The sequence below is a fragment of the Marmoricola sp. RAF53 genome (assembly GCF_052114005.1).
Classification (GTDB): Bacteria; Actinomycetota; Actinomycetes; order Propionibacteriales; family Nocardioidaceae; genus Marmoricola.
In genome coordinates, this window is the sequence record NZ_JBFRDX010000013.1 from 1 (window position 1) to 24,062 (window position 24,062).

At 74.3% G+C, this 24,062-nt stretch carries 16 protein-coding genes; 8 read left to right on the top strand and 8 right to left on the bottom strand.

The features are described from left to right. Window positions 1–835: DUF222 domain-containing protein (locus AB4Y76_RS12775; RefSeq protein ID WP_441925794.1), on the bottom strand; the 835-nt coding region annotated here is incomplete at its 3' end. Between the two features lie 179 nt (window positions 836–1,014). Further along, window positions 1,015–1,917, bottom strand: coding sequence for a LysR family transcriptional regulator (locus AB4Y76_RS12780; protein ID WP_441925796.1), 903 nt, complete (start codon window positions 1,915–1,917; stop codon window positions 1,015–1,017). Between the two features lie 77 nt (window positions 1,918–1,994). Here AB4Y76_RS12780 and AB4Y76_RS12785 point away from each other — a divergent pair, with 77 nt between their 5' ends. Beyond that, entirely contained in the window at window positions 1,995–2,903 is a 909-nt protein-coding gene (locus AB4Y76_RS12785; protein WP_441925798.1) for a DMT family transporter, read from the top strand. 34 nt (window positions 2,904–2,937) lie between these two features. Here AB4Y76_RS12785 and AB4Y76_RS12790 read toward each other — a convergent pair whose 3' ends face one another. Beyond that, on the bottom strand, window positions 2,938–5,289 hold the full coding sequence (locus AB4Y76_RS12790; protein ID WP_441925800.1) for a lysylphosphatidylglycerol synthase domain-containing protein: 2,352 nt from the start codon (window positions 5,287–5,289) through the stop codon (window positions 2,938–2,940). Window positions 5,290–5,390: 101 nt separating this feature from the next. Continuing rightward, a complete protein-coding gene (locus AB4Y76_RS12795; protein WP_441925802.1) occupies window positions 5,391–8,198 on the bottom strand; it encodes an ATP-binding protein in 2,808 nt (935 codons plus the stop codon). A 201-nt stretch (window positions 8,199–8,399) separates the two neighbouring features. On the opposite strand from AB4Y76_RS12795, the gene AB4Y76_RS12800 reads away from it, so the two are divergent. From AB4Y76_RS12800 to AB4Y76_RS12820, 5 genes are read left to right on the top strand one after another with little or no spacing between them, the layout of a single operon-like run. Beyond that, a complete protein-coding gene (locus AB4Y76_RS12800; RefSeq protein WP_441925804.1) occupies window positions 8,400–10,556 on the top strand; it encodes a beta-glucosidase in 2,157 nt (718 codons plus the stop codon). A 5-nt stretch (window positions 10,557–10,561) separates the two neighbouring features. Further along, window positions 10,562–11,437 (top strand): bile acid:sodium symporter, encoded by an 876-nt coding sequence (locus AB4Y76_RS12805; protein WP_441925806.1) that lies wholly within the window; start codon window positions 10,562–10,564, stop codon window positions 11,435–11,437. Continuing rightward, the gene (locus AB4Y76_RS12810) at window positions 11,434–12,819 is read left to right on the top strand and encodes a GH1 family beta-glucosidase (RefSeq protein ID WP_441925808.1); all 1,386 of its coding nucleotides are present in this window, start codon (window positions 11,434–11,436) and stop codon (window positions 12,817–12,819) included. The genes AB4Y76_RS12805 and AB4Y76_RS12810 overlap by 4 nt, the downstream gene beginning before the upstream one ends. Next, the gene (locus AB4Y76_RS12815) at window positions 12,820–14,625 is read left to right on the top strand and encodes a lipase family protein (protein WP_441925810.1); all 1,806 of its coding nucleotides are present in this window, start codon (window positions 12,820–12,822) and stop codon (window positions 14,623–14,625) included. Next, the gene (locus tag AB4Y76_RS12820; RefSeq protein WP_441925812.1) at window positions 14,625–15,641 is read left to right on the top strand and encodes a mechanosensitive ion channel family protein; all 1,017 of its coding nucleotides are present in this window, start codon (window positions 14,625–14,627) and stop codon (window positions 15,639–15,641) included. The genes AB4Y76_RS12815 and AB4Y76_RS12820 overlap by 1 nt, the downstream gene beginning before the upstream one ends. Here the strand turns inward: AB4Y76_RS12820 and AB4Y76_RS12825 are convergent. The 4 genes from AB4Y76_RS12825 to AB4Y76_RS12840 form a co-directional block, all read right to left on the bottom strand. Then, window positions 15,638–17,968, bottom strand: a complete 2,331-nt coding sequence (locus AB4Y76_RS12825; protein ID WP_441925814.1) for an enoyl-CoA hydratase-related protein — start codon at window positions 17,966–17,968, stop codon at window positions 15,638–15,640. The genes AB4Y76_RS12820 and AB4Y76_RS12825 overlap by 4 nt on opposite strands. 90 nt (window positions 17,969–18,058) lie before the next feature. Then, window positions 18,059–20,803 carry a helix-turn-helix transcriptional regulator gene (locus AB4Y76_RS12830; RefSeq protein WP_441925816.1) on the bottom strand — a complete coding sequence of 915 codons (2,745 nt, stop codon included), beginning with the start codon at window positions 20,801–20,803 and terminating at the stop codon, window positions 18,059–18,061. A 56-nt stretch (window positions 20,804–20,859) separates the two neighbouring features. Further along, a complete protein-coding gene (locus AB4Y76_RS12835; RefSeq protein ID WP_441925818.1) occupies window positions 20,860–21,405 on the bottom strand; it encodes a hypothetical protein in 546 nt (181 codons plus the stop codon). A 10-nt stretch (window positions 21,406–21,415) separates the two neighbouring features. After that, on the bottom strand, window positions 21,416–22,153 hold the full coding sequence (locus AB4Y76_RS12840; protein ID WP_441925820.1) for a glucose 1-dehydrogenase: 738 nt from the start codon (window positions 22,151–22,153) through the stop codon (window positions 21,416–21,418). A gap of 60 nt (window positions 22,154–22,213) precedes the next feature. On the opposite strand from AB4Y76_RS12840, the gene AB4Y76_RS12845 reads away from it, so the two are divergent. Together AB4Y76_RS12845 and AB4Y76_RS12850 are read left to right on the top strand one after the other, a co-directional pair. After that, entirely contained in the window at window positions 22,214–23,302 is a 1,089-nt protein-coding gene (locus AB4Y76_RS12845) for an NAD(P)H-dependent amine dehydrogenase family protein (RefSeq protein ID WP_441925822.1), read from the top strand. Window positions 23,303–23,348: 46 nt separating this feature from the next. Continuing rightward, complete coding sequence (locus AB4Y76_RS12850; RefSeq protein ID WP_441925824.1) at window positions 23,349–24,062, top strand: flavodoxin family protein; 714 nt, start codon at window positions 23,349–23,351, stop codon at window positions 24,060–24,062.

The following is a 24,062-nucleotide window of genomic DNA, read 5'->3' on the forward strand; positions in this document are numbered from 1 at the left end:
TCGTCATCGTGACCACGACGGTGGCGGCGATGCCGCCTGCTTTCGGGGCGTCGCGGCGGGTCTCGACGTACTCGATGAACGCCTGGCCCAGGCGGATCGGGCGGGCGACCTTCTCCCCGGCGGTGCCCTCGACCGCGGCCCGGTGCTTGGGAGCGGCCAGGGCTTCGAGGTGGCGGGCCAGCATCTGCCCGACCAGGACCGGGAGCTTGAACCGGCCCACCATGGAGCCGTGCCCGTCGGGGTTCATCGTCAGGGACGCCGTCTCCCGTGCCCGGCGCTCCTCGGACTCCAGCAGCTTGCGTTCGTGGTCTTCGGCGACCTCGGGGGCGACGACCTCCAGGATCCGACGGCCCAGGAACCGCAGCTCTTTGGGGTCGTGGTGCTCGGCCAGGGCGACCAGATGTGCTTCGGCTTCGGCCTTCGCGCTCGGCAACGCCTCGACCGCGTCGAGGATCACTGCTGCCTGCTCGACCGACACGGTCCCGGCGCTCATCGCGTCCGCGGTGGTGTCGTGAGAGTCCAGGCGACCGGCCAGCTTTACGGCCCGGTGCGCGGCGGGCTTGGTCGTACGGGTCGCGTTGGCCCACCAGCCCGCGGTGTTCGCCGCACCCAACGGGTCACCGACCTGGTGCCGGTCGGCCTCGGCCAGCAGCCGCAGTTCCAGGGCGTCCAGACGGCGCTTAGCGACTGCGAGCGCAGGCAGGAGATCGGTGAGGTCGGCGGGGGTCAGGGACCAGGTCGGAGCAGCGCCGTGTTCGTCGAGCAGCTCCCCCAGGGCAGAGACCAGCTGCGCCACCGGATGCGGTGGCGCAGAGGTCAGAGAGCCCGAGGTCATGAGTACAGATTAGGAACGAGCGTCGACAGTTTCGGACCGGTTTTCGCCCTATCCACAGGTGGTTTCGAGACAGGCGCTGCGCGCCTTCCTCAACCAGCGGCGGTGGGGGCCGGGGGTGGGGGCCGGGGGGTGGGTTTCGAGACAGGCGCTGCGCGCCTTCCTCAACCTCCGAGGGCACCTCACGCCTCCCGCGCCGCCTGCTGGATCGCCGCCGCGACCGCGTGCACCGCCGGCGTCGAGCTGCGTCGGGTGAGCACGTAGACGTCGCGGCCCACTGCTCCCCCGGCGGCCGGGCGGACCGTGACGCCGGCGGCCTCGTGGGCGCGGGCGAGCTGCGGGAGCAGGGCGGCGGCGCCGGTCGTGCGGACGAGCTCGAGGAGGATGACGAAGTCGTCGGAGGTGTAGCGGATGTCGGGTTCGAATCCGCCGTGCTGGCGGCAGACCCGCAGCTGCATCTGGTGATGCCCGGTGCCCGGCTGGCAGGCGGCCCACGGGCTGGTCGCGAGGTCGGCGAGCGCCACCTCCGGGCCGGCGGCCGCCGGGTGCCCCTCGGGCAGGACGACCATCAGCGACTCGTGGAGCAGGATCTCGCGGTGCAGGTCGTCGTGGACGGGGTGCGGCTGGTCGACGTACTCGTCGCCGAGGACCAGGTCGAGCTGCTGGAGCCGGAGCGCCGGCACGGACTGCTCGACCTCGGCCTCGGTGGCCTCGACCCGGATGTCGGGGTGGGTCTCGGCGAGGGCACGGATGGCCGGCGCGACGATCCGGAGCACCGCCGACTGGAAGGCGGCGACCCGGACGACGCCCGCGACCCGGCCGGCGGCGACCGCGGCGAGCTCTGCCTCGGCCGCCTCGACGCCTTCGAGGATGGTCGCGGCGTGGGCGACCAGGACGTCGCCGGCCGCGGTCAGCCGGACGTTGCGCCCGACCCGTTCGAGCAGCGGGACCCCGGCTTCGCGCTCGAGGACGGCGAGCTGCTGCGAGATGGCGCTGGGCGAGTACCCGAGGGCCCGGGCGGTGGCGTGCACGGTGCCGCGCTCGCGGACCTCGCGCAGCAGGCGGAGGCGGTGGAGGTCGAGCATCCGTTCAGATTACCTGAACGGATATGTGCATGAATGCGCGATGGACCTGAACGGTTGACGTCCCGCACGCTTGTCCCGTGGGTTCCCTCTACTGTCTCCTCTCCGCCGCCGGCTTCGGTGTGATGGCGATCTTCGCGAAGCTCTCGTACGGCGCGGGTGTGAGCGTCGGGGCCCTGCTCGTCGTCCGCTTCGGGCTCGCCGCGCTGATCCTCCTCGCCGTCGTGGCCCTGACCGGCGGACTGGCGCGGCTGGACCGGCGGACCACGCTGGTCGGCCTGGCGATGGGCGCCTGCGGGTACGCCGTCCAGGCGGGCCTCTACCTGGCCGCGGTCAGCCGGGTGGACGCGTCCCAGGTCGCCCTGGTGTTCTCGGTCTACCCGGTCCTGGTGATGGTGGCGGCCGTGCTCACCCGGCGCGAACCCGCCTCCCGGCGTCGCTCGCTGGCCCTGGCCGTGGCGATCGCCGGCCTGGTCTTCGTCGTCAACGGCGCCACCGCCGGATCCTTCGACCTCACCGGCGCGCTGCTCTCCTTCGCGGCCGCCGTCGTCTACACCGCCTACATCCTGGTCGGCGACCGGGCGACCGCCGGGACCGACCCGGTGCCGCTGACCGCGATGGTCTGCCTGGGCGCGTTCCTCAGCTGCCTGGTCGGCACCTCGCTCCTCGGCGGCGTCGACCTCGGGTTCGGGATCGAGGGCTGGTTCTGGCTCGTCGTGCTCGTCGGCGTCAGCACCGTCGCCGCGATCCTGCTCTTCTTCGCCGGGCTGGCCCGGGTCGGCCCGACGGTGACCTCGCTGCTCTCCGTCACCGAGCCGGTCGTGACGGTGGCGGTCGCGGCGCTGGTGTTCGCCGACGCGCTCAGCACGGTGCAGGTGCTCGGCGGCCTGCTCGTGCTCGTTGCCGTCGTCATCGTCCAGTGGCCGACCGCGGCGCGACTGCCTCAGATCGTGGAGCCCGACGACCGCGCGCTCGTGCCGACCGCCTGAGCGGCCCTCACCTCGGGGCACCGAAGAGCGACCCTCAGAGGAACCCGCCGGCGCGCAGCCAGCGCAGCGAGAAGTACCCCCACAGCGGGGGCAGGTAGTTGGTGCAGAGCCGGTGGGTGATCGCGATCGCGAACGCGGTCGAGTCGTCCACGCCGCAGGCGATCAGGCCGGCGGACAGGGTCGCCTCGGCGGCCCCGACCCCGCCGGGCACCGGGATCAGGCTGGCCAGGACCGAGGCGCCGACGTTGACGAGCACGAGCTGCGGCAGCGTGAGCGAGACGCCGTAGCCGAGGCAGACGGCGCCGAGCGCGAGGGCGAAGACGACCTCGCCGAGCAGGTTCCCGCCGAAAAGCTGGAGCCGCTTGGACCGGTCCCGGAGCACCCGCAGCGCCTCGATCCCGGACCGCAGCTGCGGCAGCACCTTCTCCCGGATCGCGGGGACCGCCACGACCAGGACCACGCTGACCACCACGGCCGCCAGGATGGCCACCACGAGTCGGCTGTCCGGGGCGCCGAGGTGGAAGCCGCCGGTGTCGGGGCGGACGTCCGCGAGCGGGAGCAGCAGGAGGACCAGCGCCAGCTGGACGAGCTTCTCGGCGAGGTCGTCGATCGCCCCCGACGCGACCGCCTCCGCGGACGTCCCGCCCTGGCGCTGGACGAACCGCACCGTCGCGGCGACCGAGCCCGCCGAGCCGGGCACGGACAGGTTGATGAACTTCATCGCCGACTTGAGCGCCACGCACGCCTGCAGCGGGAGCGGGGTCCGCACGGCACCGCGCAGGGACGCGGCCTCCGGCAGGAAGCCGACCTGGGCGAGCAGCAGCGCGACGAGCAGCCAGACCGGGTCCGCGGTGCGCAGGTTCCGCCAGATCGTCGCGAACCCGATGTCGGCGAGCTGGCTGATCAGCAGGTAGACGGAGAACCCGACCGCGGCGGTGACCAGGAGGTCGCGCACCCGGACCCGGCGCAGCGGCGCGATCTCGACCGCGTCGGACCCGGTGGCCTTCGCGGCCGCGCTCCGGAGCTCGTCGAGCTCGACCTCCGAGTGCCGCGCCGCGTCCCGGGTCGCCGGGCTCAGCGCGCCGCGCTGGAGGTACGGCAGCGCCGCGACCACGAGCTCGGGGCCCGCGCCCCGTACGGCAGCCGCGAGCGCGCGGTCGGCGCCGACGCGCACCGTCGAGGAGACCAGCAGCTCGGCCGCGTCGACCGCCTTCGAGGTCGCCGGCGCCCCGAGCGTGGCCGCGTGGAACCCGACCAGCTCGGGGTAGCCGTGCGCGACCACCACGTGGCCCAGGTGGAGCCGGCCGTGGGCGATCCCGGCGTCGTGCAGGCGTCGTACCTGGCGCCAGACCTCGACCAGCACCTCGTCGGAGGGGCAGTCGGCCTCGTCCAGGGTCCCGGTCCCGGGCCGCCGGGTGACGATCCCCGCGTGCCCGCCCTGCCCGAGCGCCGCGATCACCACCTCGGGGACGCGGACCCCGGCCTGCGCCGCCAGCAGCGTGGCGAGCGCCTCGTGCTCGACCTGCTCCAGCCGTCCCACCGGCGCGCTCCGCGGCGGGTCCCGGTAGGCGAGCAGCCGCCACCGCCGGGCGAGCCGCTGCGCGTCCTGGGAGTCGCGGCCGAGCACGCGGACGTGCACGACCCGGCCGTCCGGCTGAGTGCCCTCGTACGCCGACGCCCCCGGCTCCTGACGACGCAGCGGGTGCACCTCGGCGAGGGGTACGCCGAGCGCCTCGACCGAGGCACGGACGTCCGCCGACGGCGGGAACCCGGCCGCCGAGCCGAGCAGGACGCGCGTCGTGGTGCCGGCCGCGAGCCCGAGCGCGAGCGCCCCGAGAACCTCCGAGGGCAGCGCGGCACCGAGCGCGACCAGCCCGGCCGCCGATGCGACGACGGCCCAGCCCAGCGCCCGCCGGACGCCGGTGACCAGCTCGGCCCCGGCGACGACCGCCAGCGCCACGACCACGCCGAGCCGCTGGTCCGGGAAGCCCCAGCGGCCCCAGGGGGTACCCGCGGTCCACCAATCGTCCGCGACGACCCGGGAGAGCACGGCGCCGAGGCCCAGCAGCAGCCCGAGCGCGACGCCGACGTCCCGCAGCAGGAGCCAGCGGCGCTGCACCAGCGCGGCGACCACGATCGCCAGGCACCCCGCCGCGGTGCCCAGCAGGACCAGGTGCCAGACGGCCGGTGCCCAGCCGAGGACGGTCACGACGGCGTCGGCGACCGCACGGTCCTGCTCCCCCGCCCCGCGGGCGACCAGCGCCGCGGTCCCGGCCAGCACGGTCGTCGCGACGCCGAGCACGGCGTCCAGCGTCCGCCGGTTGCGCCGGCCGGACTCGGCGGTGAGCAGGATCCCGGGACGTACCGTTCGGCCTGCTCCGGCCACGATCCCTCCTCGGTGCGGGTGGGCGGCGAGCTCACAGACTCTCGACGTTAGGAGCCGCCCGGCACCGGTTGCACCACGAGATCGCGTAGTCCGCGGGCGCGTCAGCCGCCCGGGTGCCCGCCCGGGGGCCGGCCCGGGGGCCGGTCCGGATCGCGCAGCGCGAGGTGGAGCTGCGTGCGCGAGGTGACGTCGAGCTTCCGGAAGATCTTGCGCAGGTGGTAGTCGACCGTGCTCGCCGAGATGAACATGACCGTGGCGATCTCCGCGTTCGACAGCCCGGTGCTGGCCAGCTCGGCGATCCGTGCCTCCTGGGCCGACAGCCGCGCCCGGCCGTTCGCGTGGTCGCCGCGGGGCGCCCGGGCTCCGGTCGCGGAGAGCTCCCGCACGGCCCGCTCGGCGAACCCCGTCGCGCCCATCCCCGCGAACACCTCGTACGCCGCGGTCAGCTCGCGGCGCGCGTCCAGGCGGCGTCGCTGGCGGCGCAGCCACTCGCCGTAGACCAGCCGGCTGCGGGCGAGCTCGGCGCGCATCCGGCTGCCCTCGAGATGGGCGACCGACTGCTGGTACCAGTCCTCGGCCGTCTCCTCGTCCGCGAGCAGCGCCCGCGCGCGGGTCTCGATGCCCCGTGCCCAGCCGGTCCCGGACGCGGTGCACGCCGCGAGGCTCTCCAGCGCCGCGCGGCCCCGCTCGACCTCGCCGCAGCGCGCCGCGGCCTCGACCGCCTCGGACAGCGCCCAGCCGACGTACGGGACGCCGCGGGGGAAGCGGCTGGCGGTCTCGGCCTGCTCCAGCGCCTCGGCGTAGCGGCCGCGGCTGTTGCAGAGGACGGCCCGCGACCAGTGCACCATCGCCAGGCCGATGCCCTCGCCGCGCTCGCGGAGCAGCGGCTCCGCGGTCGCGTACAGCTCCTCGGCGGCGGCCTCGTCGCCGAACCAGGCCGCGAGGATGCCCGCCGCGTACTGCGGCGGCCGGATCCCGATCGACTCCCAGATCTGCTCGCCCTCGCGGGTCGCGCCGACGGCAGCGCCGAGGTCGCCGGTGAACGCGTGGAAGGCCGCGTGCGACGACAGCGTCGCCCCGAGTGCGACGAAGGAGCCGGACTCCCGGGCGAGCGCGCCGCCCCGGTCCAGCAGGGCGAGCCAGCCGTCCTCGTCGTAGGCGATGATCGAGAGCCGGCAGGCCAGCCACATCCAGCGCAAGGAGATCTCGGCCGGGACCGCGTCGTCGTCCAGGGCCCGGACCGCTCCCTTGATCGGCCCGGCCGCCGCCGCCGGCCCGAGGGCGAGCAGGGTCGCGAGCGCGTCGAGCACCGCGTCGGGCGCGGTGGCGTCGCCCGGGGCGGGGCGGGGGATCTCCAGGGCCGCGCGGGCGAGGCCGACGGCGCGGACACCCTCGGTCAGGTCCCCCATGAAGACCGCGGCGGTGAGTGCCTCGAGGTGGATCTCCCGAGCCCGGCTCGCGTCGTGCTCGGCCATCAGCTCGGCGGCCGCGAGCAGCTGCCGCGCCGCGCCCGGGCCACGTTCGACGGTGAGCGCGACCCGGCCGCGCAGGTGCAGGGCAGYGGCGCGGTCGGTCGCGTCGAGCGGGCTCGCCTCGGCGATCCGGACCAGCTCCAGCGCGGAGTCCTGCCCGCCCGCGAGGTCCTTGACCTGCGCGGCGAGGAGCGCGCGGCGACCGCGCAGCCGCGGGTCCAGCGTCAGGTCGACGGCCCGCTCCAGGAACGCCGCGGCGGCGAACAGTCCGCCCCGGGCCTGGGCGCGCGCCGCCGACCGCTCGAGCTCCTGGGCGACCTCCTCGTCGGGCCCGGCGGCCGCGAACGCCCGGTGCCACGCCCGGCGGTCGGGGTCGTGCTCCGGGTCGGTCGCCTCGGCGAGCGCCCGGTGCGCGGCGCGGCGCTCGTCCGGGGTGGCGACCCGGTAGGCGGCCGACCGGACCAGCGGGTGCCGGAACCGGACGAGCGAGGTGACCGCGATGAGCCCGTCCTCCTCGGCCGCGAGCAGCGACGCCGCCGGGATCTCCCGCAGCGCGGCGGCGCGCCACAGCAGCGAGGAGTCGCCGGTCGGGTCCGCCGCCGCCAACAGCATCAGGCCGCGCGCCTTCCACGGCAGCGCCAGGATCCGCTGCGCGAAGGTCCGCTCGACCGGGCCGACGACGGAGAGACCGCCCGCGAGGCCGAACCCGCCCGCGAGCACGTCCGGCAGCGCCCCGCGGGGCAGCTCGAGCAGCGCCAGCGGGTTGCCGTGCGCCTCCGCGACCAGCCGGGTGATGATCTCCTCGTCGAGACGCCCCGGCACCGCTTCGCGGAGGAGCGCGCGGGCGGCGTCGCCGTTCAGCCCCTCGACCACGAGCTCGTCCAGCCCCTCCGTCTCGTCGACCGCCGCTCCCCCGGTGCGGCGCGCGAAGACCAGGGCGACCGACTCCGCCCGCAACCGGCGGGCGACGAACGCCAGCGCCTGCACGGTCGCCCGGTCCAGCCACTGGGCGTCGTCCACGACGCAGACCAGCGGCTTCTCCCGGGCCACCTCGGCGAACAGGGTGAGGGCGGCCAGGTCCACCAGGTAGCGGTTGTGGCCGACCCCGGAGGTCAGTCCGAACGCCGCGCCGAGGGCGGCACGCTGCGGCTCGGGCAGGGCGTCGGTCCGGTCGGGCAGCTGGGCGACGAGCTGCTGGAGCCCGGCGTACGGGAGCTCCATCTCCGACTGGACCCCGGCGATGCAGGCGACGCGGCAGTCCGCCGCCGCGTCGACGAGGTGGTCCAGGAGCGCGCTCTTGCCGACGCCGGCCTCGCCGCGCAGCACGAGCGCGCCGCTGGTGCCGGCGCGGACGTCGGCGAGCACACGGTCGAGCACCGCGCACTCGTGCTCTCTCCCGAGCAGGACGTCCCGGTGGTCTGCGAGCAGCCGCTTCAACCTGATGTTCCCCCTGTGTCTTCACGCCCAGGACTGCCCGAGCGGAGCAGATGGTCCAGGACGCCGTCGACGCGTGGCAAGGGATCTGGTCACGGACTACGCGATCGCGGGATTCGGGTCACCGGCAGACGGTCCTACGTTCGTGCCGTTACGCCTGCCCAGACCGTTCCAGGGCCCGACCACGACGGAGCAGGTACTCCGATGAACCAGAGCGAACCGCACGATGCGGCCTCCCCCGACGCGCGCGCCGCCGCGATCGAGGAGCAGCTGACCGACGACGAGCGGTTCGGGCTGCTGGTCAGCATGATGGGCACGAACACGGTCAACCCGCACCGCGACCCGCGGATCCCCGAGGGCGTCCCGATGAGCGCCGGCTACGTGCCCGGTGTCCCCCGCCTCGGCGTCCCCGCCCTGACCATGAGCGACGCGAGCCTCGGCGTGACCAACCCCGGCTACCGCGAGGGCGACACCGCCACCGCGCTCCCCGCCGGGATCGCGCTCGGCGCCACCTTCAACCCCGACCTCGCCCGCGCCGCCGGTCACCTGCTCGGCCGGGAGGCCCGGGCGCGCGGCTTCAACGTCCAGCTCGCCGGCGGCATCAACCTGGCCCGCGACCCCCGGAACGGACGCAACTTCGAGTACCTCTCCGAGGACCCGCTGCTCAGCGCCGTGCTGGCCGCCGCGTCCATCGACGGCATCCAGGCCGAGCAGGTGATCTCGACGGTCAAGCACTTCTCGCTCAACTGCAACGAGACCAACCGGCACTGGCTGGACGCGGTCATCGACCCGGCCGCGCACCGCGAGTCCGACCTGCTCGCCTTCGAGATCGCGATCGAGCGGTCCCGGCCCGGGGCCGTGATGACCGGCTACAACAAGGTCAACGGCGAGTACGCCGGCGGCAACGCGCACCTGCTCCAGGACGTCCTCAAGGGCGCCTGGGGCTACCCCGGCTGGGTGATGTCGGACTGGGGCGCCACCCCGGACTGGGAGTTCGCGCTGGCCGGGCTCGACCAGGAGTCCGGGGTCCAGATGGACCGGCTGATGTGGGGCGCCGAGGCGTTCCCGGAGAACCTGCGGGCGGCGTACGAGGACGGGCGGCTCCCCCGCGAGCGGCTCGCCGAGATGGTCCGGCGGATCCTCCGCTCGATGTTCGACGTCGGGATCGACGCCTGGGCCGGGACCGGGACACCTGCCGACCCGGTCGACCGGGACGAGCACCACCAGGTCGCCCTGGAGACGGCACGCCAGGGCATCGTGCTGCTCACCAACGACGGCATCCTGCCGCTGGACGTGGCGGACCCGCCCGCGACGATCGCGGTGATCGGCGGCTTCGCCCAGCTCGGCGTCCCGCTCGGCACCGGCTCCAGCGCGGTGACCCCGGAGGGCGGCTTCGCCGGCGTCGTCCGGGTCGGCGGTCCCGGGATCATGGGCGCCTCGCGCAACCTCTACCTGCACCCGTCCTCGCCGCTGACCGCCCTGCGCGCGGCGTTCCCGGACGCCGAGATCGAGTTCGACCCGGGCATGAACCCTGCCGAGTCCGTCCTGCTCGCGCGCCGGTGCGACGTGGCGATCGTCTTCGCGCTGCGCCTCGAGGGCGAGAGCTTCGACCTGCCCGACCTCGCCCTGCCCTGGGGGCAGGACGCCGTCATCGAGCGGGTGGCCGAGGCCAACCCGAACACGGTCGTCGTGCTGGAGACCGGCAACCCGGTCGCGATGCCGTGGCGCGACCGGGTCCGGGCGATCGTCCAGGCCTGGTACCCGGGCCAGGCCGGCGGCCAGGCGATCGCGGACGTCCTCAGCGGCGCGGTGAACCCGTCCGGCCGGCTGCCGGTCACGTTCCCCGCCGACCTCGCCGACACCCCGCGCCCCGAGCTCCCCGGCCTCGGCACCCGGTGGGGCACACCCACGACGATCCGGTACGACGAGGGCGCCGAGGTCGGACACCGCTGGTTCGCCCAGCAGGGCCGCGCCCCGCTCTTCGGCTTCGGGCACGGCCTCAGCTACACCTCCTTCGACCATGCCGACCTCAGCGTCGAGGGCGGCGCGGGGGTGACCGCGACCTTCACCGTGACCAACACCGGGGACCGCGCCGGAACCGTGGTGCCGCAGGTCTACCTGACCGCCGCGCCCGACGGACCCCGCACCCGGCTGCTCGGCTTCGAGCGCGTCGAGCTCGACCCGGGCGAGTCCCGCACCGTGACCGTCGTGGCCGACCCGCGGCTGCTCGCCCGCTACTCGACCGAGGCCGGCGCCTGGGTCCTCACCGCGGGCCCGTACGACATCGTGCTCGCCCGGTCCAGCACCGACCCGGTCGCCACGGCCACGGTGCACCTCGACGGACGCACCTTCGGGAGCTGACCGCGATGGGGACCGGGGAGCTGCTGGGCCTGATGTTCCAGGCCAGCATCGTGCTGACCACGCTCGGCTACGGGCTGGTCGCCCGCACCGAGGACATCCTGTTCGTGTTCCGCGACCCGCGGCTGCTCGTGGTCTCGATGCTGGCGATGTTCGTGGTGATGCCGGCCGTCGCGCTCGCCCTCGACCTGTACTTCGACTTCCCCTACGCCGCCCGGGTCGCCCTGGTCGTGCTCGCGCTCACGCCGGTCTCGGCCGGCCTGCCGAAGCAGGAGATCGCCTCCGGCGGGCGGCAGTCCTACGCCTACGGCCTGTCCTTCGCGATCGCGGCCCTGGGCTGCGTGATCGTGCCGTTCCAGATCGACCTCCTCGGCCGGATCATGGACCGGCCGTTCCGGGCGCCGCAGGACACCCTGACGCTGCAGCTCCTCGGCCTCATCCTGCTGCCGCTCGTCGTCGGCCTGCTGCTGCAGACGGTGCTGCCGAAGGTCGCCGGGGTCCTGCGCGACCCGGTCGTGAAGGTCGCCGGGGTGCTCCTCTGGGTCGCGCTCGTCGTCGCCCTGGTGGCCGTCCTCCCCGCGGTCGTCGAGGTCACCACCTGGCGCACGGTCGCCGCGATGGCCGTCTTCATCGCCTCCGGCCTGGCCGTCGGTCACTTCATCGGCGGCCCGCGTCCGGACCACGCGATCGTGCTCGCGATCGCGTGCGCCAACCGCAACCCCGGCATGGCGATCGGCATCGCCGCGCTCAACTTCCCGGCGCAGAGCTTCGTCGCCACGATGGTGCTGTACGGCGTCCTCGTCGGCCTGGTCTCCAAGCCCTACATCGCCTGGCAGCTGCGCCGCGCTGCCCGCCCCGACCCCGACCGAGGAGCCCTCGCATGACCACGCCTCAGCGCGTCCCCCTGGCCGTCCCCCTGCCCGTCCCGGGGGCGCGCCCGTTCCCCGACGGCTTCCGCTGGGGCACCGCGACCGCCGCCTACCAGATCGAGGGGGCCGTCGAGGAGGACGGCCGCGGCCGGTCGATCTGGGACACCTTCGTCCGCACCCCGGGGGCGATGCTCGTCGAGGGCGACGCCGACGTCGCCTGCGACCACTACCACCGCTACCGCGAGGACGTGGCGCTGATGCGGGACCTCGGCGCGACGACGTACCGGTTCTCGATCTCGTGGCCGCGGATCTTCCCCGACGGCACCGGCAGGCCGAACAGCCGCGGCCTCGACTTCTACCGCCGCCTGGTCGACGCGCTGCTCGAGGCCGGGATCGCGCCGTACGCGACGCTCTACCACTGGGACCTGCCGCAGACCCTCGAGGACGGCGGGGGCTGGCGGACCCGGAGCACGGTCGACGCGTTCGGCGACTACGCCGGGTACGTCGCCGAGCAGCTCGGCGACCGCGTCGAGCACTTCTTCACCATCAACGAGTTCTCCAACATCGTCGACAACGGCTACGGCACCGGGGCGATGGCGCCCGGCCTCAAGCTCGACCGGGCCGCCGTCAACCAGGTCCGCCACCACGTCGTGCTCGCGCACGGCACCGCCCTGAACGCGATCCGGGCGGCGCACCCGGGCGCCAAGGTCGGCCTCGCCGAGAACGTCAACGTCCCGGTCCCGCTGAGCGACCGCCCCGAGGACGTGCGGGCCGCCTGCAACGCGCTGCGCGACCTCAACGCCGGCTACCTCACGGTGATGATGGAGGGCCGCTACCCGGACGCCTTCCTGGAGCGGGAGGGCGCGGCCGCACCGGTGCACACCGACGACGAGCTCGCCGTGATCGGGGCGCCGATGGACTTCCTCGGCGTGAACATCTACCGGGCGGCGGCGTACGTGCGCGCGGCCGAGGACCCGGACGGCTACGAGTCCGCCGCCTTCGCCGGGACGCACCCGCACGCCGCCTCCTGGCACCTGATCAGCCCGGAGTCCATGTACTGGGGTCCGGTGCTGTTGAACCACGTCTGGACCCCGGCCTCGATCTACATCACCGAGAACGGGTGCAACTCCCTGAGCGGCGCGGACGGGCACCCGCTCGACGACACCGACCGGGTCACCTTCCTGCGCAGCTACCTCGGGGAGCTGCAACGGGCCTGCGCCGACGGCGCCCCTGTCGCCGGCTACTTCCACTGGAGCGTGATGGACAACTTCGAATGGATCGCGGCGTACGCGAACCGCTACGGCCTGTACCACGTCGACTACGAGACCCAGGAACGCACAGCGAAGCTCAGCGCGGGCTACTTCCGCGAGGTCGCGACCCGGAACGCGGTGGTCTGAGTGAGCAGCCACGAAGCCAGGCACGACACCCGGCTCGACACCAGGCTCGACACCAGGCTCGGCGCCCGCAGCCGGGTGCTGGCGACCGTCGTCGGCGTGGCGTGCGTCGTCCTCGGCGCCTTCCTCGTCTTCAACCCCTTCGTCTCGGTCTCCGCCCTCGTCCTCACCCTGGTGCTGGCGCTCGGGCTCGCCGGTTTCAGCGAGCTGCTGGGCGCCCGTGACTCCGGGAACCGGACCGGGCAGCTCGTGGTCGGCGGCGCGTACGTCGTCGCGGCGCTCGCGCTCGCGTTCTGGCCCGGCGTCACCATCGGCGCGATCGCCGTGCTGCTCGGGGTGCTGCTGATCCTGGACGGCGCCACCCGGGCCTGGGACGCGTTCCGCGGCCGCGGCGACCAGCGGATCACGGCCCTGATCCTGGCCGCGGCGCTCCTCGTCCTCGGCGTCCTCGCCCTGCTCTGGCCGGACATCAGCGTCTTCGTCGTCGGGGTGATCGTCGGCATCCGGGTGCTCGCCTTCGGCCTCGGCCAGCTGTGGTCGGCCGTCCGCGGCCGACGCGCCCGGAGGCACGACGGCCCGGACGAGGACTCGGTCCTGGAGCGGTTCGGCCGCACCGTCGGCGCGGTCCTCGCCCTCGGCGTGGCCCTCGTCCTGGTGGCGGTCAGCTCGACGCTGCACGAGGGCGAGCCGGTGCCGGACGCGTTCTACGACGCCCCCGCCGCGGCGTCCGACGCGGCGTCCGACGCGGCGCCCGGCAAGCTCCTGCGCACCGAGCCGTTCACCCGGGACGTGCCGGCCGGCGCGAACGCGTGGCGGATCCTCTACACCACCACCCGCGGCAGCGGCGAACCCACGGTCGCGAGCGCCCTGGTCCTGCTCGCCGAGAACGCCCCGAGCGGGCCGCGTCCGGTGATCGCCTGGGCGCACGGCACCACCGGGTACGAGCCCGGCTGCGCGCCGACCCTGCTGAAGCACCCGCTGGCCGCCGGCGCGACGCCGGCGCTGGGCCAGGTCGTCGAGAAGGGCTGGGCGCTGGTCGCCACCGACTACATCGGCCTGGGGACCTCCGGCCCGCACCCGTACCTGATCGGGGACGGCCAGGCGCACTCGGTGCTCGACGCCGTGCGGGCCGCCCGCCAGATGAGCGAGCTGGACCTGTCGGACCAGACCGTGGTCTGGGGCCACTCCCAGGGTGGCAACGCCGCGCTGTGGACCGGCATCGACCAGCCGTCGTACGCCGCGGACGTGCCGCTGGCCGGGGTGGCCGCGCTCGCCCCGGCGAGCAACCTGCCGGGGCTGGTGAAGAACCTCGACGACGTCAAGGGCGGGGCGCTCTTCGCCTCCTTCGTCCTGCAGGCGTACGCCGACACCTACGACGACGTGAAGTTCTCCCGCTACGTGCGCCCGACCGCCCAGGTCCAGATCCACGAGATGGCGCACCGCTGCCTGGCCGAACCGGAGGTCTTCGTGTCGGTCGTCGAGTCGTTGCTGTTCGGGCAGTCGATCTTCGGTGACGACCCCACCACCGGGCCGCTCGGCAAGCGGCTGGAGGAGAACACCCCGACGGGCCCGATCAAGGTCCCGCTCCTGATCGGTCAGGGCGAGGCCGACGAGCTGGTGCTGCCCACCGCGCAGGCGGACTACGTGCGGCAGCGCTGCGGGTCCGGCGGCCAGGTCGAGTACCGCACCTACCCGGGCCGGGATCACGTCGGCGTCGTCGCGGACGACTCGGCGCTGATCCCCGACCTGGTGCAGTGGACCCAGGACCGGCTCGACGGGAAGCCGGCTCCGTCGAACTGCCCGGGCTGATGACGCCGCTGGCGCTCGCCGCTGTCGCCGTCGTCGTCGCGGCGGCGACCGGGCTGCTCCTGGTGATCGGGTTGCGGCGGCTGGCGCGACGGCTCGGGGTGACCGTGCTGCAGGGGCGCCTCTGGCAGTCCCCGGTCGTCGCGCTCACGGTGCTCGTCGTGCTCCGCGTGATCGTGCTCCGGGCCGACCAGGACTGGAGCCGGCCGGTCGACCACCTGCTCTGGGCCGCCCAGGTCGGCGCGGTCGCGTGGCTGTTGATCGTGCTGGTGCTCACCGTCGAGAAGGGCGCGCTGGCCAAGCACCCGGACACCGGGCTGGCGGCGGCCGGCTCCCGGCACGTCCGCACCAAGGTCACCCTGCTCCGCCGGGTCTCGGTCGCCGCCATCGTCACCGTGGCGATCGGGGTGCTGCTCTGGTCGATCCCGGAGGTGCGCTCGCTCGGTGTCACGGTGCTCGCCTCCGCCGGGGTGGTCGGCATCATCGCGGGCCTGGCGGCGCAGACGTCGCTGGCGAACATCTTCGCCGGCGTGCAGATCGCCTTCACCGACGGCATCCGGGTCGGCGACATCGTCGCGATCGAGGACACCTGGGGCCGGATCGACGAGATCACGCTGACCTACGTCGCCGTCGAGGTCTGGGACGGCACCAGCCTGATCCTGCCGTGCACGTTCTTCAACACCACCCCGTTCCGCAACTGGACGCACTCGGGCGCGGCCGTCCAGGGAACCGTGGCGATCGCGGCGGACTGGGCCGTGGACGTCCCGCGGGTGCGCCTCGAGCTCGAGCGCCTGCTGCGGGCCTCGCCCCGGTGGGACGGGCAGCACGGCACCCTGGTCGTGGACGACGCCGCCGGGCCCACCCTCACCCTGACGGCGATCGTGAGCGCCGCCGACGGCGACACCCTCGCCGCACTGCGCTGGGACGTCCGCGAAGGCCTGGTCCGGCACCTGCAGGTCGAGCAGCCGGCCGCGCTGCCCCGGGCGCGGCTGGAGAACGTCGAACCGCGGGAAACCTAGTTGCCGCGCCAGTACGGCGCGCGGCCCTCGGTGGTCGCGGTGTACGCCTCGGTGGCGTCGCTGGTGACCAGCAGCGCGTCCAGGGCCTCAGCGGTCCGGGCGGGTACGTCCGGGTCGCCGGCCTCGTCCGCGGCCAGGATCGCGAGCGTGCGCTCCAGCGCCTCGGGCGCGCAGGCGAGCAGGTCCGCGGCGAGCTCCCGGGCCGACTCCAGCGCTCCCCCGCGCGGTGCGACCCGGGCGACCAGGCCCCAGCGCTCGGCCTCGGCGGCACCGATCGGCCGTCCGGTGAGCAGCATCCGCATGCTCACCTGCCGGGGCAGCACCCGTGGCAGCCGGACCAGGCCGCCGGCGGCCGGGAGCAGCCCGGCGCGCGCCTGCGGGAGCCCGAGCCGGGTGTCCTCGTCGACGACCAGGAGGTGGCACGCCAGGGCCGCCTCGAACGCCGACCCCAGGAGGTCGCCGTCGACCGCGGCGATGACCGGCTTCGTCAGGGTCCGCGCGGTCAGCCCGGCGGTGCCCGTCGGCGGCAGCACCCGGCCGATGGTGAAGGCGGGCAGGGTGACCTCGTCGGCCCACCAGCCGCGGGCGTCCCCGGTCACGATCGCGACCCGGAGCGCCGGGTCCGCCTCGTACGCGTCGAGGACGCCGGCGAGCTCGTGGTGCGCGGCGGCCGGCAGCACGCGCCGGTCGTCGGTCCCGGTGATCCGCACCTCGAGCAGCCCGTCGGCGCCGACCGTGACGTCGAGGTGGTCGTAGGAGTCGCGCAGGCCCACCGGCGGAACCGGGGCGAGCTCGTCCATCCGGGCCTCGGTCAGCGTGACCCGGTTGCCCTCGGGCAGGGACCGGACGAACACGCGCGCGCCGGGACCGTCCTCGCCGAGGAGCAGGGCGCGGACCTCCTCGTCGGCCGGGAAGTCGTTGGCGATGAAGCGCTCGCCGGACGCGGTCCGGCCGATGACGACGGCCACCGGGAACGGACCCTGGTGCTTCACCGTCCAGGTCTCGACGGTGGCCCAGCCGTCCGGGTGCACCGTCACCGGGACGTCGGCCGGCGCGTCGAGCTCCGCCTGGAGCGCGGCGTCGTCGCCCTCGACCCACGGGCCCGGGGCGACCGAGTAGACGCCGACGGAGTACTTGCTCAGCATGCCCCCGTTGGCGCCGACCAGGCCCCAGGCCGCCGGGTCGCGGCGGCAGCGCTCGACGACCTCGACGATCGGGTGCAGCGAGTAGCCGTTGCCCGGTCCGCCGAAGAACGGCAGCCCGCCGGTGACGGTGAGCCGGCGCGGGTCCTCGGGCTGCAGCCCCAGCTCCTCGGCGACGACGCTGACGGCCACCGGGAAGCAGCTGTAGAGGTCGAGGTCGGTGACGTCGTCGAGCCCGATGCCGGCCATCTCCAGGGCGGCCCGGACGGCGGCCACCGACGGAGCCGACCGGCTCAGGTCGGGCCGCCGGGTGAGCTCGCGGTCGTGCAGGTCGCTGTGCCCGCGCAGGTAGACCCACTGGGAGCGCGGGATGCCGAGCTCCGCGGCGACCTCGTCGGAGGTGAGCACGACGGCGGCGGACTGGTTGACCTTCTCCCGCGCCACGACGGCCTTCGGGTACGGGTCGGCGATCACCCGGTTCGCCCCCGTGGGGCCCGAGGGGGTGGTCAGCTCCGCGCCGGTCGCGGCGGTGCGGACCGCGGCGTACGGGTTGGCGGCGGCGACCTCGGTGAACGGCGCGAACCAGCGGCCGATGTCGGCGGCCTGCTCGGCCCGGGTCATCCCGAGGCGGACGCGGCGGGCGTTCTCGAAGATCGCGTACTGGGTCGGCGCGTCGGTGAGCTGGTGGACGACCTGGGTCGCCGCGAGGATGCCCTCGAGGCCGACACCACGGTCCTCGTCACGCACCCCGGTGACCTCGGTGAAGTCCGGCCGCTCCGGCTGCCCGGACAGGTGCAGCACCGTCGAGATCGCCTCGGCCGCGGTCACCAGGGCGACCCCGAGCCGCCCGGCCGCGATCTCGCCGGCCAGCTCGGTGACCAGCTGCTGCGGCGAGTTGCCGCCGGCGGTCCCGTAGATGCAGCGCGCCGTGTCGGCGCCGAGGCGGTTCGCGAGCGCGCGCGGGAAGTTGTCCGGCCGGCCCAGCGCGGACGGGAGCCCCGGGACGGACTCGTCGAACTGCCGGGTGCAGGCGACCACGCCGACCCGGTCGGCCGGGATCCCGGCGTCACCGAGGGCGAGCCGGGCGGCGCGCTCGGCGATCGCGACCGGCGACAGCGCCTCGTAGCCGTCGTCCTCGATCCGCTCGGAGAACTGCCCGACTCCGACGAGCACCGGCGTGCCCATGACCCACCTCATCTCCCCCGCCGGGGGCCGACGGGCGAGGACACCCCATCACAGTTCGCCGGCGCGCGACGGCGTTGTCCAGAAGCGGGATCAGGTCCCGCGCCGGCCGTCGGCGCCGAGCACGAGGTGCAGCTGGGTGCGCGAGGTGATGTCGAGCTTCCGGAAGACCTTGCGCAGGTGGTAGTCGACGGTGGAGGCCGAGATGAACATCGTGGCCCCGATCTCGGCGTTCGACAGGCCGGAGCTGGCGAGCTCGGCGATCCGGGCCTCCTGGGTCGAGAGCTGGTCCCGCTCGCGGGGCGCCGCCGTACGGGCCGGAGCCCCGGTCGCGGCCAGCTCCCGAGCGGCCCGGTCCGCGAAGCCGGCGGCGCCCATCGCGACGAACAGGTCGTGGGCCGCGGACAGCTGCACGCGCGCGTCCTGACGCCGGCGCCGCCGCCGCAGCCACTCGCCGTAGACCAGGCGCGTCCGGGCCAGCTCGGCTTTCATCGCGGTCCGCTCCAGGTGCGCGACCGAGCCCCGGAAGTGCTCCTCGGCGTCCTCGGCGGCCACCAGCGCCCGGGCGCGGAGCTCGACGCCGCACGCCCAGTCGGTGGCGAAGGCGGACGTCCAGCGGCGCAGCCGCTCGTAGGCCTCCTCGGCGCGCTGCTGCTCGCCGAGCCGGGTCGCCGCCTCCACCGCCTCGGAGAGGCCCCAGGCCAGGTACTGCATCCCGGGCGGGAACCGGCCGGCCGCCTCCGCGTTGGCCAGGGCGTCGGCGTACCGGCCGAGGCTGTTGCCCAGGACGGCGCGCGCCCAGTGCACCAGGGCCAGACCCATCCCCTCGCCGCGCTCCGCGAACAGCTCCTCGGCGGCGTCGAGGACCTCGGCGCCCGCCACCGCGTCGCCCGACCACGCGGCGACGACCCCGGCCGCGTACGCCGGCGGCGCGATGCCGATCGCGGACCAGGCGTCGGCGGCCTCGTCGGCCGCGGCGGCAGCCGCGTCCAGGTCGCCGGCGAACGTGAGGTACGCGGCGTACGACGAGAGCGTCGCCGGGATCGCGACGAACGACCCGGCCGCGCGGGCCAGCACGCTGCCGCGCTCGGCGATCTCCCGCCAGGCCTCGTCGTCCCACGACATCGACGCCAGCCGGCAGCCGAGCCACATCCACCGGACGGCCAGCTCGACCGGGACCGCCTCGCCGCGGAGCAGCGCGACCGCGTCGGCGAGCGGTCCGGCCGCCGCCTCAGGCCCCTCGACGACCAGGGCGGAGAGAGCGTCGAGCATGCGGTCGGTCACGGGTCCGTCGGCGTCGGCGGAGCTCGCTGCCCGCGCCGCGTCGGCGACCTCGCGCACGCCGGGGCCCTCGCCGACGTCGGCGATGAAGATCGCCGCGGCGAGCGCCTCCAGGTAGACCCCGCGGCCCACCTCGGGATCGTGCGGGAGCAGCAGGCCGGCGGCCTCGAGCAGGAGCCGGGACGCGCCGCGGCCGCGTTCGAGGTTGAGCGCGACCCGCCCGCGCAGCCGGCGCGCGAGGGCGCGCTCCTCGTCGGCGAGCGGAGTGGCCTCGGCGATCCGGACCAGCTCGATCGCCGACTCCTGCCCTCCGGCGAGCTCCTTGACCTGCGCCGCCGCGAGGGCGCGGCGGCCACGCAGGACCGGGTCGAGGGTCAGGTCGACCGTGCGCTCCAGGAAGGCGGCGGCGGCGAACAGGCCGCCGCGGGCCTGCGCCCGTTCGGCCGACCGTTCGAGCTCCTCGGCGAGCTCCTCGTCCGGCCCGACCGCCGCGAGCGCCCGGTGCCAGGCGCGCCGGTCGGGGTCCTGGGTCGCGTCGGTCGCCTCGGCGAGCGCGTGGTGGACGCGCCGGCGCGCGTCCAGGGTCGCGACCTGGTACGCCGCCGCGCGCACGAGCGGGTGCCGGAACCGCACCAGCGGCCCGACGCTCATCAGCTCGTCCTCCTCCACCGGTCGCAGCGCGTCGGCCGGGATCCCCAGGATCGCGGCCGCGCGCCACAGCAGCGAGGAGTCGCCGGTCGGGTCCGCGGCGGCGAGCAGCATCAGGCTCCGCGACTCCTCGGGCAGGTCGAGGACGCGCTGCTGGAAGGAGTGCTCGAGCGGACCACGCATGGTGAGCGCCCCGGCCAGGCCGAAGCCGCCGGCGAGCGCGTCCGGCGACGCGCCGCGCGGGAGCTCGAGCAGCGCCAGCGGGTTGCCATGGGCCTCGGCCACCAGCCGGGCGAGCACGTCCTCGTCGAGACGCCCCCGCACGACGCCGGCGAGCACGGTCCGGGCCGCCTCCGGGTCGAGCCCTTCGACCACGAGCTCGTCCAGCCCGGCGGTCTCGTCCGGTCCGGGGTAGTCGAGCCGCCGCACGAAGACGAGCGCGACCGGTTCCGCCAGGAGCCTGCGGGCCACGAACGCCAACGCCTGCAGGCTGGCCCGGTCCAGCCAGTGCGCGTCGTCCACGGCGCACACCAGCGGGCGCTCGGCGCCGGTCTCGGCGAACAGGGTCAGGGTGGCCATGTTGACCAGGTACCGGCTCGGGGGCGGGCCGGCGGCGAGCCCGAAGGCGACCCGGATCGCGTCGCGCTGCGGCTCGGGGAGCCGGTCGAGCCGGCCAGGAAGCTGGCTGAACAGCTGTTGCAGACCGGCGTACGGGAGCTCCATCTCGGACTGCACGCCGGCGACGGAGACGACGCGGCAGCCGGTGGCCGAGCCGACCAGGTGGTCGAGCAGCGCGGTCTTGCCGATGCCGGGCTCCCCCCGTAGCACCAGCACACCACTCCGCCCCGCACGGGCATCCGAGAGCACCCTGTCGAGGACCGAGGTTTCGAACTCCCGGCCGTGCAGCACGTTTCGATACTAGGGCCAAAAGGGGCGTTCCCGGCGCGCGCGTCCACAACCGCCGCTCAACCGGTGCCGTGCACCTCGGCGATGCCGCGGACCAGCCAGTCCAGGGTCTCCTCGAAGCGCTCCGGGTGGTCCCACTGCCCCGGCGCCCGCAGGTCCAGGAGCGTGGTCGCGACGGTCCAGTGGCCGACGTTGCCGGCGACCTCGATCGCCGCGCGGCGGCGCAGTCCGTGCTCGACCAGGGCATCGACCAGGCGGACGACGTACGCGACCGTGGCGTCCCGGTCCGCCGGCGTCATCAGCGTGCCGAGGTAGGGCCGGGCGAGCAGCTCGCCGTGCAGCGTCCGGGCCCAGCCGCGCAGGGTGGTCGCCCAGTCCGGGCCGGGCCGGAACGCGAGGTCCATGTCGGCGAAGGCCAGGGCGACGATCCCGCGGACCATCTGCTCGCGGTTCCCGACCAGCTGGTAGAGCGTCTTGGTCGAGCAGGACAGCCGGGCGGTGAGGTTGCGGGCGTTCAGGCCGGGCAGGCCGTCGGAGTCGAGGACCCGGAGGGCCTCGGCGTAGACCTGGTCCGCGGTGAGCGGTCCGGTGCGCACGGCTGCCACGCCGGCGGGCTCAGATGTTCGTCGGGATGTGCATGACGGTGCCGCCGTCGACCACGAACTCCGAGCCGGTGGTGAAGGTGGACTCGTCGCTGGCCAGGAAGACCACGAAGGTGGCGACCTCCTCGGGGCGGCCGGGACGGCCCAGCGGGATCGGGATCAGGTTCTCCGGCATCTGGTCGGTCGCCGGGGTGCTGATCCGGCCCGGGTGGATCGAGTTGACCCGGATGCCGTGCGGGGCGAGCTCCATCGCGAGCGACTTGGTCAGGCCGGTGAGGCCCCACTTGGAGGCGACGTACCCGTGCGCCCACGGGGTGCCGCGCAGGCCCTCGATGGAGGAGGTGTTGATGATGGAGCCGCCACCGGCGGCGATCAGCGCGTCCGCGGCGGCCTTGGCGCCGAAGAACGCGCCGGTCAGGTTGACGTCGAGCATCTGCTGCCACTGCTCGGCCTTGTACCGCTGGAGCATGCCGCCGTTGAAGATGCCGGCGTTGTTGAAGAGCACGTCGAGGCGGCCGAACTCGGCGACCGTGTAGGCGACGGCGTCGGCCCACTCCTGCTCGGAGGTGACGTCGAGGTGGAGGTACCTGGCGTTCTCACCGAGCTCCTCGGCGAGCGCCTTGCCCTCGTCGTCGAGGAGGTCGCCGATGACGACCTTCGCGCCCTGCTCCACGAGCATCCGGGCACTGGCGCCGCCGATGTTCCGGGCGCCACCGCTGATCAGCACGACCTTTTCGTCCACACGTCCCATGCCGGGGACGATAACATCGTTTTCCACCAGGTAGAACACGTTCCAGATTCGGGAGAACCCATGGCTATTCGCGTCGCCCAGGTCGCCACCGGCAACGCCGGCATGCTCACGCTGCGCCAGCTGATCAGCGACGACCGCTTCGAGCTGGTCGCGGTCAGCACCTCCGACCCCGCCAAGGTCGGGAAGGACGCCGGCGAGCTCGCCCGGCTGGACGTGGTCACCGGGATCGCCGCGGTCGGCGACCTCGACGCGCTCATCGCCGCCGGACCCGAGTGCGTCGTCTACTGCGCGATGGGCGACACCCGTCCGGTCGAGGCCACCAACGACGTCCGCAAGCTCCTCGAGGCCGGCATCGACGTGGTCGGCTCCGCGCCCGGCACGCTGCAGTTCCCCTGGGGCACGATGCCGGAGAAGGTGATCGAGAAGGTCGAGCAGTCCGCCAAGGCCGGCAACGCCTCCCTCTACATCACCGGCGTCGACCCGGGCTTCGCCAGCGACCTGGTCCCGCTCGCGCTCGCCAGCACCTGCCAGCGCGTCGAGCAGATCACCTGCTACGAGCTCGCCGACTACGCGACGTACGACGGCGCCGAGGTGATGTTCGACCTGATGGGCTTCGGCCACCCGGTCGACTCCACCCCGATGCTCTTCCTGCCCGGCGTCCTCGGCCTCGCCTGGGGCACCGCGATCCGGATGATGGCCGCCGGCATCGGCGTCGAGGTCGACGAGATCGTCGAGCACTGGGAGGCCGAGCCCGCCCCGGAGACCTACGAGATCGCCGCCGGGACGATCGAGAAGGGCACCATCGCCGCGCTGAAGTTCTCCATCTCCGGCATGGTCGGCGGGCACCCCGCGATCGTGGTCGAGCACGTCACCCGGACCCGTGACGACCTCCGTCCGGACTGGGCCCGCCCGGCCTCCGGCGGCGGCGCCTACCGCGTCGAGATCACCGGCGAGCCGAACTACGTCGTCGACATCGTGCCGAGCAGCGAGCACGGCGACCACAACCACGCCGCGATCGTCGCCGCCTGCGGCCGGATCGTGAACGCGATCCCGGACGTGCGCGCCGCCGCGCCCGGCATCCGGACCACCCTCGACCTGCCGCTGCCGACCGGCCGCGGCACGTACGCCGCACCCGTCACCGCCTCGTAAGCAACGGGCTAGCCCGCGCGACGGTCCGGGCGGCCATGCTGGAGCGATGGACGAGACCTACGACTTCAGCGACCTCAAGGCGACCTTCATCAACTGCACCCTCAAGCGCTCCCCCGCGCTCAGCCACACCGAGGGACTGGTCGACGTCAGCGCCGCGATCATGATGAAGCACGGCGTCACCGTCGAGGTGGTCCGGGCCGTCGACCTCGACATCGCCACCGGCGTCTACACCGACATGCGCGAGCACGGCTGGGCCACCGACGCGTGGCCGGACGTGCACCAGCAGGTCATGGAGAGCGACATCCTGGTGATCGCCGGACCGATCTGGCTCGGCGACAACAGCAGCGTGACGAAGAAGGTCATCGAGCGCCTCTACGGCGGCAGCGGCGACCTCAACGAGCGCGGCCAGTACGCCTACTACGGCCGGGTCGGCGGCTGCCTGATCACCGGCAACGAGGACGGCGTGAAGCACTGCGCGATGAACATCCTCTACTCGCTGCAGCACCTCGGCTACACGATCCCGCCGCAGGCCGACGCAGGCTGGATCGGCGAGGCCGGTCCCGGGCCGTCGTACCTGGACGCGGGCAGCGGCGGCCCCGAGAACGACTTCACCAACCGCAACACCACCTTCATGACCTGGAACCTGATGCACCTGGCCCGGATGCTCCGGCAGGCCGGCGGCATCCCGGCGTACGGCAACCAGCGCTCCGCCTGGGACGCGGGGGCGCGCTTCGACCACGAGAACCCCGAGTACCGCTGA

Excerpts from the sequence above, each read along its gene's own strand:
- AB4Y76_RS12780 (WP_441925796.1), bottom strand. The coding sequence starts at position 1,917 with ATGCTCGACCTCCACCGCCTCCGCCTGCTGCGCGAGGTCCGCGAGCGC.
- AB4Y76_RS12800 (WP_441925804.1), top strand. The coding sequence starts at position 8,400 with ATGAACCAGAGCGAACCGCACGATGCGGCCTCCCCCGACGCGCGCGCC.
- AB4Y76_RS12805 (WP_441925806.1), top strand. The coding sequence starts at position 10,562 with ATGGGGACCGGGGAGCTGCTGGGCCTGATGTTCCAGGCCAGCATCGTG.
- AB4Y76_RS12810 (WP_441925808.1), top strand. The coding sequence starts at position 11,434 with ATGACCACGCCTCAGCGCGTCCCCCTGGCCGTCCCCCTGCCCGTCCCG.
- AB4Y76_RS12820 (WP_441925812.1), top strand. The coding sequence starts at position 14,625 with ATGACGCCGCTGGCGCTCGCCGCTGTCGCCGTCGTCGTCGCGGCGGCG.
- AB4Y76_RS12825 (WP_441925814.1), bottom strand. The coding sequence starts at position 17,968 with ATGGGCACGCCGGTGCTCGTCGGAGTCGGGCAGTTCTCCGAGCGGATC.
- AB4Y76_RS12840 (WP_441925820.1), bottom strand. The coding sequence starts at position 22,153 with ATGGGACGTGTGGACGAAAAGGTCGTGCTGATCAGCGGTGGCGCCCGG.
- AB4Y76_RS12845 (WP_441925822.1), top strand. The coding sequence starts at position 22,214 with ATGGCTATTCGCGTCGCCCAGGTCGCCACCGGCAACGCCGGCATGCTC.
- AB4Y76_RS12850 (WP_441925824.1), top strand. The coding sequence starts at position 23,349 with ATGGACGAGACCTACGACTTCAGCGACCTCAAGGCGACCTTCATCAAC.